Raw genomic sequence first — 11,964 nt, forward strand, 5'->3', positions numbered from 1 at the left:
GGCAGGTTGCCCCAGGCCAGGAACGGCCCCCAGGTGGGGGCCACCTTGGCGAACTCCTTCGCGTACCGCTGGTAGGTCGCCAGGTCGGGGCTGTCCGGGCGGTCGAGGCAGTTGACCGCGTAGATGACCTCCATGATGTTGCCGGTGTAGCGTCCGCCCGGGTCCCGATCGGCATACGTGTCGGCCAGGTCCATCAGCTTGGAGCCGTCCCCGCGCTCGGCTGCGACCAGTGCGTCGGTGAGGATGCCCCACTGGCCCTGGTCGTACATCGCGGCCGCGATCCCGAGCGAGGCCCACGCCTCGTTCAGCTCGGGCACCGCCGAGTCGCCGCTGGCGATCGGCTGCTCGTCCAGGCGGTGCAGGAAGTCGCGGAGCCACTGCATGCCCCCGTCGACGGTGTCGCCGAACGGGCAGTCGCCCTGGTCGATGCAGTCCTGCATGTAGGTCCGGGTCGCCAGCTCGAAACCCTCCGCCTGGCCCTTGGCCATCTGCGCGCTGGTGAGGTCCGGCGGCACGACCCCGTCGAGGACCATCCGGCCGACCCGGTCGGTGAAGTGCTCGGCGTAGGTCGCGCCGAGGAAGGTGCCGTAGGACTTGCCGAGGTAGGTCAGCCGGGCGTCGCCGAGCGCGGCCCGCAGCACGTCCAGGTCCTTGGCGACGTCGACGGTCGACACGTAGGGCAGCAGCGCCTTGTTGCGGGCCTCGCAGCCGCGGGCCATGTCCTCGGCCTCGTCGAGCAGCTGCTCCTGCTCGGCGTGGTCGTCGGGGGTCGGGTCGGTGCCGAGGAAGTCGTCGAGCTGGTGGTCGGTGAGGCAGTCGATCGGCGCCGACTCGCCGACCCCGCGCGGGTCGAATCCGACGACGTCGAAGTACTTGCGCACCGAGGGCCCGACGATCAGGTCGGCGTCCTCGGCGTAGTCGACCCCGGACCCGCCCGGGCCGCCCGGGTTGACCACGAGCGAGCCGATCCGGTCCTTCTGGTCGCGGGCCGGGGCGCGGAGCACCTTGATCGCGATGTCGCCGCGCGTCGGGTCGGCATACTCGACCGGAACGGCGAGGTCCGCGCACTGGTAGGTGCCACGGCAGGTGCTCCACTGCAGGTGCTGCGAGTAGTACCTGGCCAGGTCCGGCACCGGCGGCGCCGTGACCGACGCAGGATCGGCCGGGGCAGGCAACGGGACCGGGCCCGGGCCCGCCGTGGTGCACCCGACGAGCCCGCCGACGACGAGCGCCACGAGGGCCGTGAGACGCACCACCGGGAGTCGGCGCAGCGCGGCCCGCGCACGCGGGCGCAGGCCGGGGCGGACGCTGCGATGACTCATGGGCGAAACGGTAACCCGCCCGGCTCAGAACCCGAGGTCGCGCGGCACCCGCAGCCGCAGGGCCATCGCCTCGAGGGCGAGCAGGGGCGCGACGTTGGCCTCGATCCGCTCGCGCGCCTCGCCGATCGCGTCGAGGTGGCCGAGGAGCTGCTCGGCGGTGAACACGCCGGCCAGGGCGCGCACCTTGTCCAGCGCGTCCGGGTTGACCAGCTCGACGTCCGAGCCGAGCCGGAGCACCAGGGCGTCGCGGTAGACCGAGGCCAGGTCGACCAGCGACCGGTCGATGACGTCGCGCACGTGGCGCTTGGCCCGGCCCTTCTGGTCGCGCTCCAGCGCGCCGAGCTGCGCGCGGACGTGCGGCGGCTGGGTGCGGGCGGTCGGGTCGGCGCCGAGGGTCTCGAGCAGGTGCGTCCGCTCGGCCACGTCCCGCTCGGCGGAGGCGGCGGCGGCCTCCTCGTCGGCGATCGCCGACAGGTTCTCGGCGGCCTGGATCGCCTCGCCGACGCCGCGGATGCGGACCGTCATCGAGACGATGCCGTGCCGCCGGATCCGGGCCCCCTCGTCGCGGGCCAGGCGCCGGGCCAGGCCGATGTGGGACTGGGCGGCGCGCGCGGCGTAGAGCGCCATCGGCCCCTCGATCCCGTCGCGCCGCTGCAGCAGCTCGGCCACGGCCGCCACCGGGGGGGTGCGCAGCCGGACGTGGCGCGACCGGGAGCGGATGGTGATGATGACGTCCTCGGGGCTGGGCGCGCAGAGCACCCAGACCGTGTGGGGGGTCGGCTCCTCGAGCTCCTTGAGCACGGCGTTGCAGGCCTGCTCGGTCAGGCGGTCGGCGTCCTCGACGATGATCACGCGCCACCGCCCCACCGAGGGCCGCAGGGCCGCCTCCTGGACCAGCTCGCGCGCCAGCCGGACGCCGATCGACAGGCCCTCCGTCGCGACCACCTTGACGTCGGCGTGGGACCCGTCCAGCGCGGTGCGGCACTCCCGGCACTCGCCACAGCCGCCTCGCGGGCACTGCAGGGCCGCGGCGAAGGCCCGCGCCGCGTTGGACCGCCCGGAGCCCGGCGGGCCGGTGAGCAGCCACGCGTGCGTCATCGCGGTCTCGTCGCGGGCCGCCCGGGAGAGCGTGTCCACCGTCGGCTCCTGCCCGACGAGGTCGGACCAGACGCTCACGCCCGCTCCCCCGATGTCGGTATGCCGCCCAGCCGGCTCCGCCGCCCGCCCGCGCTCGCGTGGGCGGCGGCCGCCCAGACGGCCTCGAGGCGCCCCAGCACCTGCCGGGCGATCTCCTCCGGGGGGTTGGCGGCGTCGAGCACCAGGTAGCGTGCGGGGTCGCGGGCGGCCAGGTCGAGGAAGCCCTGCCGGACCACGGCATGGAACTCGTCGGCCTCGGCCTCGAGCCGGTCGTGGACCGGGCCGCGACGGAGCCGCCCCGTCTCGGGCGTCACGTCCAGGACGATGGTCAGGTCGGGCAACAGCCCGCGCACGGCCCAGTGCAGCAGGCGACGGATCTCGTCGCGGCCGAGCCCGCGGCCCATCCCCTGGTAGGCGATCGAGCTGTCCGTGTAGCGGTCGGTCACCACGACCTGCCCCGCGGCCAGCCCGGGCCGGACCACCTGGTCGACGTGATGGGCCTTGTCGGCCGCGTACAGCAGGGCCTCCGCGCGCGGCGCCACGTGGCCGCCGTGCAGCAGCAGGTCGCGGATCTGCTCGCCGAGCCGGGTGCCACCGGGCTCCCGGGTGACCAGCACCGGGTGACCGCGGCGCTCGAGCTCGTCGGTGAGCAGCCGCACCTGGGTCGTCTTGCCAGCCCCGTCACCGCCCTCGAAGCAGACGAACCAGCCGGGCGCAGTGCCGCGCCGGGCCGGCAGGGCCCCGCTCGCACCACCGGTCTCGTCCACGGCCCGAGCCTATGTGACGGACCCGACACCGGTCCCGGACCGGGCCGGCCGCAGCCTGCCGAGCGACGTCTGCCGAGCGTGGACCGGCCGCTGCCGGCGAAGCGCAGAGGCCCGGTCATGGACAAGACGGCGCATGACGCCCGCAGGGAAGTGCCAACCTGGCGCTTCCGTGGCCGATCCGCCCGACTTCACACTTCGAACGGGTCACATCGAGGTGGCCGCCTCCACGGAAAGGACGCCTTATGTCTGCTGCCCCCACCCTCCACAAGGGGCTACGCCAACGCCACCTGACCATGATCGCCATCGGCGGAGTCATCGGTGCGGGACTGTTCGTCGGGTCCGGTGTCGTGATCAACCAGGCCGGTCCCGGTGCGTTCATCACCTACGGTCTCTGCGGCATCCTGATCGTCCTCGTCATGCAGATGCTCGGCGAGATGGCCGTCGACCGCCCGAGCACCGGCTCGTTCGCCGACTACGCCCGCAGCGCCCTCGGCCCCTGGGCCGGCTTCTCGGTCGGCTGGCTCTACTGGTACTTCTGGGTCATCGTCGTCGGCTTCGAGGCGGTCGCCGGCGCCAAGGTGCTGCAGTACTGGATAGACCAGCCGCTCTGGCTCATGTCGCTGGTCCTGATGGTCCTGATGACCGCGACCAACATCTACTCGGTCAAGTCCTTCGGCGAGTTCGAGTACTGGTTCGCCGGCATCAAGGTGGCCACGATCCTGATCTTCCTCACCCTGGGCAGCCTGTTCGTCCTCGGCCTGCTGCCGGGTGCAAGCCTCGACCTCAGCAACCTGACCGCCCACGGCGGGTTCTTCCCGAACGGCAAGACGATCCTGCTCGCCGGCATGGTCACCGCGATCTTCTCGATGGTCGGTGCCGAGATCGCGACGATCGCCGGCGCCGAGTCGGACGACCCCGAGCGCGCCGTCACCAAGGCCACCCGCTCGGTGGTCTGGCGCATCCTGATCTTCTTCGTCGGCTCGGTCTTCCTGCTCGCCGTGATCCTGCCGTGGAACTCGACCGAGGTCGGCGCCTCGCCCTACGTCAGCGCCTTCGCCCGCATCGGCATCCCGCACGCCGCCGACATCATGAACGCCGTCGTGCTCACCTCCGTGCTCTCCTGCCTCAACTCGGGGCTGTACACCGCCTCCCGGATGCTCTTCGTGCTGGCCGGCCGTCGCGAGGCTCCTGCCGCCGTGCTGCGCGTCAACAAGCGCGGCGTCCCCACCTGGGCCCTGCTGATGTCCACGGTCGTCGGGTTCCTCTGCGTCATCGCCGCGTTCGTCGCCCCCGACACCGTCTTCTCGTTCCTGCTCAACTCGTCCGGCGCGGTCATCCTGTTCACCTACATCCTGATCGCCACCTCGCAGCTGGTCCTGCGGCGGCGGGCGGACCGCGAGGGCCGCGAGCTCCGCTTCAAGATGTGGCTCTTCCCGTGGCTCACCATCGCCGCGATCGTCGCCATGGTCGCGATCCTCGTGTCGATGGCCGTCAAGGAGGACACCCGCTCGCAGATCACCCTCGGGCTCGCGTCGTGGGCCGCCCTGCTGATCGTCTTCCGGCTGATCAAGGGTCACCGCGAGAAGGTCGTCTCCCCGGAGGTCCCCGAACCGGTCGACGGCCCGGCCGCGCCAGCCGGTGTCGCCGCGGGCATGAGCGCTGCGCCGGACGCGGCTAGCGACGCCGCCGGCCCCGGCGGGCCGCAGGGCCACGACGGCGAGCTGGAACCGGTCGGCGCAGCCCGGACCCCGGCCGGCGCGGTGTCGTGACCGCGACCCTCGAGAACTGGTCCGAGGCACCCCACAACCGGTGGTCGTTCCTGCACCTGGACGAGCTGATCCCGACCGCCCCGATCCCGGCGGCCACGAGCTGGTCCCCGCTGGCCTGGCGGGCCGGCGAGGACGTCCTTTCCATCGCGACTCCCCGGCACGACGCTGTCGGGGAGGTCGTGGGGACGGGCACGGTCGGTGCGGTGGTGGAGGCGACCTGGACCGACGGCCTGGTCGTGCTGCACCGGGGTGACATCGTGGCCGAGGAGTACCACGGCGAGATGACCCCGCAGACCCGTCACCTGCTGATGTCACTGACCAAGACGGTCGTCGGCGTCGTGGTCACCTCGCTGGCCGACGAAGGGCTGTTCCGCCTCGACGACCCGGTCGAGGCGGTGCTGCCCGAGCTGTCGGCAAGCGGCTTCGCGGGCGCGACGGTCCGCCACCTGCTGGACATGCGCTCCGGGGTCCGGTTCAGCGAGACCTACCACGACCCCGACGCCGACGTGTACCGCATGGAGCACGCCGCCGGCTGGCGCCCGGCCCGACCCGACGTCCCGGCGTCGCTGCAGGCCTTCCTGCGCACGCTCCCGCGGGAGCGGGACCACGGTGACCGGTTCAGCTACCGCTCCAGCGAGACCAACGTGCTGGGCTGGGTGTGCGAGCGCGCGACCGGCACCAGCCTGGCCGACCTGGTCAGCGAGCGGGTGTGGCAGCCCGTCGGGGCCGAGTCCGACGCGTCGATCACGCTCGACCCTGCAGGCGTGGCGGTGGGCGACGGCGGGATGAGCGCGACCCTGCGCGACACCGCCCGGTTTGCCGAGCTGCTGCGGGCCAACGGGCGCACCGCCGACGGCCGTCAGGTCACCCCGCCGTGGTTCGTCACCGACACCCTGCTGGCCGGCGACGACTGCAAGCGGGCCTTCGCACGGTCGAGCTCGCCGACCGGGATGCCGGGCGGCCACTACCGCAACCAGGTCTGGGTGCCCTTCCCGGGGCGCAGTGTCCTGCTCGGGCTGGGCATCCACGGCCAGCTGCTCTACGTCAACCAGCGCTCCGGCGTGACCGGCGTGAAGCTGTCTGCCTGGCCCACCGCGCAGGACCCCGTCGCCTACTACGACACGCTCGGCGCCTTCGAGTCGATCTCGCGTGCGCTGGCCCCGGAGGCGCACTCCTAGGCGATCCGGCGGCGGCTCACCCGTCCGACTCGAGCGCCGGGGCGGCGGCGACCTGTCACGGCCGGGCCGGGCCGGGCGGCACGGCATGGCCGTGCAGCCTGGCCCGGGCCTGTAGGGTCAGCCAGACCTCGGCCATCCCCGACAGGCTGTCGAGGTCGCGGTCCAGCAGGCTGGCCGCAAGCCGGACCTTCCGGCGCAGCGTGTGCCGGTGGATCCCCGCCTCGTCCGCCGCGCGCCCCCAGTGGCCGCAGTGGTGCAGGTAGGCGTCCAGCGCCTTGACGAGCCCCCCGCCGTGGCTGCGGTCGTAGTCCTCAAGTGGTCCCAGCACCGAGTCGCAGACGACCTCGAGCGCCTCGTCGGTCTGCGAGCCGAGCAGCAGCGCGGTGAGGCCCAGACTCGTGTAGTCGGCGCGCCGGCTCTCCTGTGCGGCCGCGGTCAGCGCGGCGGCCCGGGCCTGCGCCAGGCCGGAGCGGAGCTCGCGGACCCCGACCGACCCGCTGGTGCCGACGACCGGGCGCAGGCCGAGCGCCTTGCGGGCGGCGGACTGCAGCCCGGTCGCCAGCCGGGCGGCATTGCCGACGGCGGCGGCGACGACGACCTCGTGGCCGGCGGTGGTGACCAGATGCGTCACCCCGGTGCGGACCAGCTGCCGCTCGACGACGGGCAGCAGCTCGCCCACCTGGTCGGTCCCGGTGAGAACGAGCACCACCAGCGGCTGTCCCTCGCCGAACCCGAACGACTCGACCAGGTCGTCGTGCGCCGGGTCGTCGCCGGCCAGCAGCACCCGGAAGGCGGCCTCGCGCACCCTCCGCTCGATGGTGCGCACGCTGCGCGAGGTGCGCGTGGCCAGGGCCAGCACGGTCACGGCGTGGCTGACGAGCAGCCGTTCGTGCTGCGACAGTGGGCGGCTGGCCCACACGGCGAGCGCCATCGGGGAGGGCTGGTCGGTGTCGAGGGTCTGCAGCATGAGGATGCCGCTGTCGTCCGCATGGGTCATGCTCACCGGTCGGCGCGGCCTGGCCCACACCACCCGCAGCTGCGCCTCCAGCTGCGGCAGCCCGGTGCCGCAGGCGCGCACGACGCGCCCGGCCGGGTCGACCAGCGCGGTCGTCACCCCGAGGGCGGCGCTGAGCGCCTCCAGGGCGCCGACGGGCCCGGCGGTGAGGGCGCCCTCGGCGACCCGGTCCTGGTGCTGGGAGATGAGCGCGACCTCGTTGACGCGGTCGGCGTTCAGGGTCGTGATGATCCGCTTGCTGATCGCGATGAAGGACGTCCGCGCCGACACCGCGAGCACCGGCAGCCCGTAGCGGTCACCGGCCGCGACGACCTCCGCGGGCACCTGTTCGTGGACCATGCCGGTGTCGAAGGCGAGGCCCGCGAGCCCGGCGCGCGCCAGCCGCGCGACGTACTCGTCGCGACCGACCTGATCGACGGGCAGGCTGAGACCCAGGGTGAGCAGCAGCTCCCCGCCGTCGAGCCACGGCGTGGGGTCGACGAGCTCGCTGGTGTGTGCCCAGCTGATCTCGTGCCGCAGGCCGACGTGGCCGGAGAGCACCGTCAGCCCGAGCTGGTCGCTGTCCGCGGCCAGCTGCGCCACCGTGATCGGCATGCAGGAAGCGTACGATGCCGCACCGTGGGGGCGGGCCCTACCGGACGGAGGGTATGCCGCTCACCCGGGCCCCGGCGCAACGACCCGCCTGCTGGGCCGCGGCGGGCGACATACCCCCGGCTCAGCCGGCCCCCGGCGCAACGACCCGTCCGCCGCGGTCGCGGCGGACGGCATACCCCCGGCTCAGCGCCCGGCGCAACGACCCGTCCGCGCCGGCCGCGGTGGGCGGCATACCCTCGGCTCAGCCGGCCCCGGACAGCTCGACGTGCGCGAGCCAGAGGGCTGCCGCGCTCGTCGGGTCGTCCAGGTCGATGCCGGTGCGCTGCTGCACGGCGGCGATCCGGTGGCGCAGCGAGTTGCGATGGCAGCCCAGCTCGTGCGCCGCTCGCTCCCAGCTCCCCCGGTGGCGCAGGTACGCCACCACGGCGGCCTCGAGCTCGGGCCGGCCGAGCGCCTGCAGGGCGAGCCAGTCACGGCGGCCCCCGTCCTGCGGGTCGCTGCCGGCCGCGAGGTCGACGCGGGCGCCGTCCGGCAGGCCGGCCAGGATCCGCTCGGTCGCACGCAGGGTCGTCGCGACCATCGGACCCCCCGTCGCGGTGAGGGCCAGCTCCGGCGTGGCGACCCTCGCGGGCAGGCCCGGGCCGAGGTCCAGCAGGCGCACCGCGTCGCCGGAGGCGGCGAGCAGCCGCAGCCGGTCGGGCTGCCAGTGCCCCCAGACGTCGAGACGGTGGCGCTCGCATTCGTCGACCAGCTCGTCGGCGGCGTCCCGGCCCAACGGCCCGAGGACCACGAGCCGGGCGGTGCCCGGCGGCGGGTCGAGCGAGAGGGCTCCCGCCAGCTCGCGCGCCGCGTCGACCCGGCCGGCGAGCAGGAGCGCGGCCACTGCCTCGCGCTCGGCCCGCCGACGCATCACGCCGGTGTGGCGCAGCTCGACGGCCAGGGCCAGCAGCGAGGTGGCCGTCACCAGCAGCTGCCGGTTGCGGGGCGGGACCGGCCGCCGCTGGGCGGTGGCGACGAAACCGCGCAGCCGCCCTTCGCGGGAGAGCGGCTGGACCGCCACGTCGAGCTCGCCCAGCGGGAACGTCGCGGCGGCGTGTGGCCCCGCGCCGCGCAGTCGGCGCACCTCGCCGCCGACCTGCCGGGCACTCGACCGGTGCGTGCGGGGCCAGACGGTCACCACCGAGCCGTCCGGGTCGAGGTGGGCCGCCCAGCCGTCGATGGCCGCGGCGAGGACCCGCACGACCGCGGCGACGGGGCTGCGGTCGCTCGCGGCCCGGACGAGGTCGCGGTGGGCACCCAGGGCGAGGTCGAGGTCGGCGCGGCCGGCCGCGGCCAGCAGCTCCCAGTAGCGCCGGGCGACGAGCTGGAACGGGGTCGGCTCGGGCACCACGAACAGCGGCAGGCCGGCCTCGTCGCAGACCCGTACGAGCACCGGCGGCACCCGGGTGTGCACGGGTCCCAGGCCGAGGGCCAGCCCACGCAGGCCGTGACCGACCAGCATCGTCGCGTAGGCCCGCAGGGGCGCGGTGTGCATCGTCAGGTTCATCCCGGTCGTGAGCAGCAGCTCGCCACCGGTGAGGTAGGGGCGGGGGTCGCGCAGCTCGCTGACGTGCACGCCGGTGAGGGGCTCGGCCGACGGCACGACGGCACCGACCCGGACCAGGTCCGCGCCCAGGGCCGCGCTGAGCTCGCCGAGGGTCGTCATGGACACATCGTCCATCATCTCGATGGTTTGGGACGGATCATCCGATGACAGGGCAGCCTTGCCGTGCCTACGGTGGCGGCACCCGACAAAGGAGTGCCCCCATGTCCCGTGACGTCCCGGCCGACCCGACGATCCCCCAGACCCGACACCTGCGCACGGCGGTCCCCGGCCCCCGGTCGCTTGCCCTGCAGGCCGAGCGTGACGCGGCCCTGCCCGCCGGCCTCGGCAGGACCCTGCCGGTCTTCGTCGAACGCATGGGCGGCGGGATCATCGAGGACGTCGACGGCAACCGGATCGTCGACCTCGCCTCCGGGATCGCCGTGACCAGCGTCGGCGCCGCGCACCCGGAGGTGGCGCGCCGGGTCGCCGCGCAGGCGGAGCGCTTCACCCACACCTGCTTCCTCGTCACGCAATACGAGAGCTACGTGCGGGTCGCGCAGTGGCTCAACGCAAACGCGCCGGGCGACTTCGCCAAGACGACCGCGCTCTTCTCGACCGGGGCGGAGGCCGTCGAGAACGCGGTCAAGATCGCCCGCGCCGCCACCGGACGGCCGGGCGTGGTCGTCTTCAGCAACGCCTACCACGGCCGCACCCTGTTCACCCTGGCGATGACCGCCAAGGACAAGCCCTACAAGACCGGCTTCGGGCCGCTGCCGACCGAGCACGTGCACCGGGCGCCGTTCCCCGACCCGCTGAGGTGGCCCGGCAGCCTCGCCCCGGCACAGGTGGCCGACGCGGCGCTGGACGCGTTCGAGGAGCTCGTGGACCGGGTCGGGGCCGACCAGCTCGCCTGCGTCGTGGTCGAGCCCATCCAGGGCGAGGGCGGCTTCATCGTGCCGCCGCGCGGGTACCTGCCCCGTCTGGCCGAGGCGGCCCACCGCCACGGCATCGTGGTGGTCGGCGACGAGGTGCAGGCCGGGCTGGCCCGCACCGGCACCCTCTTCGCCTCCGAGCACGACGGGTTCGTGCCCGACCTGGTGTGCACCGCCAAGGCCCTCGGCGGCGGCCTGCCAATCTCGGCGGTGACGGGCCGGGCCGAGGTCATGGGCGCAGTGTCGCCGGGCGGACTCGGCGGCACCTACTCCGGCAACCCGCTGGCCTGCGAGGCCGCCCTCGCGGTCTTCGAGGCCATCGACGGGCAGGACCTGACCGGGCGGGCCCGGGCCATCGAGGAGCAGGTCCGGCGGGCCCTCGCCCCGGTCGTGGAAGCGGACCGGGGGGTCGCGCAGCTGCGTGGCCGCGGCGCCATGCTCGCGCTCGAGCTCGTCCGCCCCGGCACGCTGGAGCCGGACCCGGACGCCGCTGCCGCCATCGCGGCAGCCTGCCACCGGCAGGGCGTCCTGGTGCTCGTGTGTGGCACGCTCGGCAACGTCATCCGGCTCCTGCCGCCGCTGGTCATCGAGCCGGACCTGCTGGCGGACGCGCTCGCCGTGCTGTCCGACGCGATCCGCGAGCACATCGCGGTTGCCGAGCCCGAGCAGGTGTCGGCATGACCACGCTCGCCACCGCCTCGTACCAACCGCGCACCGGCCGGCGCGTGGCCGGACCAGCCGAGAGCACGCCCGAGCAGGTCGACGTCGCGCTCGACGTCGCGGCACAGGCCTTCCCGCGCGTGTCCGCGACGCCGCCGGCCGTCCGGGCGGCATGGCTGGAGGCCATAGCCGGCGCCCTCGAGGCGCACGCCGACACACTCGTCGCCCTGGCCGACGAGGAGACCGCGCTGGGCGAGGCACGGCTGCGCGGCGAGCTGGCCAAGTGCGCCGCCTCGGCCAGGTTCTACGGCACGGTGGCCGCCGCCGGGCACTGGGTCGGCGCCGTGGTCGACACGGTCCCGGGGCCGGCGCCGACCGTGCTGCGACGCGCCAACCTGCCGCTCGGACCGGTCGCGGTGTTCGGGGCGAGCAACTTCCCCTTCGGCTTCGGGGTGCTCGGACACGACACCTGCTCGGCCATCGCCGCGGGCTGCAGCGTCGTCGTGAAGGCACACCCGGCCCACCCGCGGCTGTCGGTGGCGCTCGCCGAGCTCGCGGTTCAGACGCTCGCCGGCGCAGGCGCGCCGGTCGGGACCTTCGGCCTCGTCTCCGGCTTCGCGGCCGGCCTCGCCCTGGTCGACGATCCCGAGATCACGGCGGTCGCCTTCACCGGCTCCCAGCAGGCCGGCCTGGCCCTCGTCGAACGTGCCGCGCGCCGGGAGGTCCCGATCCCCGTCTTCGCCGAGATGGGCACCGTCAACCCGGTCGTGGTGACGCCGTCGGCCGCAGTGGGCGCCGAGCAGGTCGCCGCCGGGTTCGTCGGCTCGTTCACGCTCGGGCAGGGCCAGTTCTGCACCAAGCCGGGCCTGCTCCTCGTCCCGGCGGGCTCGGGCATCGCCGAGGCCGTCGGAGCCGCGGTGGCCGACGTCGCGCCGGGCCCGCTGCTGACGCGGCAGATCGCCGACGGCTATGCCGCCGGGGTGCAACGGCTGACCGAGGCCGGAG

The 11,964-nt window shown here is 74.3% G+C and carries 9 protein-coding genes; 4 read left to right on the forward strand and 5 right to left on the reverse strand.

Annotated elements, in window-relative coordinates:
* From WMI84_RS13085 to tmk, 3 genes are all read right to left on the reverse strand, one after another.
* Positions 1–1,322 (reverse strand): alpha/beta fold hydrolase (locus WMI84_RS13085; RefSeq protein WP_347353835.1); only part of this gene is annotated, 1,322 nt, incomplete at its 3' end.
* Between the two features lie 24 nt (positions 1,323–1,346).
* On the reverse strand, positions 1,347–2,498 hold the full coding sequence (locus tag WMI84_RS13090; RefSeq protein WP_347353837.1) for a DNA polymerase III subunit delta': 1,152 nt from the start codon (positions 2,496–2,498) through the stop codon (positions 1,347–1,349).
* Positions 2,495–3,226, reverse strand: a complete 732-nt coding sequence (tmk, locus tag WMI84_RS13095; RefSeq protein ID WP_347353838.1) for a dTMP kinase — start codon at positions 3,224–3,226, stop codon at positions 2,495–2,497. Before tmk ends, WMI84_RS13090 begins: the two co-directional genes overlap by 4 nt.
* 242 nt (positions 3,227–3,468) lie before the next feature.
* Here tmk and WMI84_RS13100 point away from each other — a divergent pair, with 242 nt between their 5' ends.
* Together WMI84_RS13100 and WMI84_RS13105 are read left to right on the forward strand one after the other, a co-directional pair.
* Positions 3,469–4,995 carry an amino acid permease gene (locus tag WMI84_RS13100; RefSeq protein WP_347353840.1) on the forward strand — a complete coding sequence of 509 codons (1,527 nt, stop codon included), beginning with the start codon at positions 3,469–3,471 and terminating at the stop codon, positions 4,993–4,995.
* Positions 4,992–6,173, forward strand: a complete 1,182-nt coding sequence (locus WMI84_RS13105) for a serine hydrolase (protein ID WP_347353842.1) — start codon at positions 4,992–4,994, stop codon at positions 6,171–6,173. The genes WMI84_RS13100 and WMI84_RS13105 overlap by 4 nt, the downstream gene beginning before the upstream one ends.
* A gap of 55 nt (positions 6,174–6,228) precedes the next feature.
* On the opposite strand, the gene WMI84_RS13110 is transcribed toward WMI84_RS13105, so the two are convergent.
* Together WMI84_RS13110 and WMI84_RS13115 are read right to left on the reverse strand one after the other, a co-directional pair.
* Complete coding sequence (locus tag WMI84_RS13110) at positions 6,229–7,782, reverse strand: PucR family transcriptional regulator (RefSeq protein WP_347353844.1); 1,554 nt, start codon at positions 7,780–7,782, stop codon at positions 6,229–6,231.
* 241 nt (positions 7,783–8,023) lie between these two features.
* Positions 8,024–9,487: a PucR family transcriptional regulator ligand-binding domain-containing protein gene (locus WMI84_RS13115; RefSeq protein ID WP_347353845.1), complete on the reverse strand. Its 1,464-nt coding sequence runs from the start codon at positions 9,485–9,487 to the stop codon at positions 8,024–8,026.
* 101 nt (positions 9,488–9,588) lie between these two features.
* Here WMI84_RS13115 and gabT point away from each other — a divergent pair, with 101 nt between their 5' ends.
* Entirely contained in the window at positions 9,589–10,980 is a 1,392-nt protein-coding gene (gene gabT, locus WMI84_RS13120) for a 4-aminobutyrate--2-oxoglutarate transaminase (protein WP_347353847.1), read from the forward strand.
* On the forward strand, positions 10,977–11,964 hold a 988-nt coding region (locus WMI84_RS13125), incomplete at its 3' end, for an aldehyde dehydrogenase family protein (protein ID WP_347353849.1). The genes gabT and WMI84_RS13125, both read left to right, overlap by 4 nt.

It is taken from the genome of Intrasporangium sp., from assembly GCF_039812505.1.
GTDB lineage: Bacteria > Actinomycetota > Actinomycetes > Actinomycetales > Dermatophilaceae > Intrasporangium_A.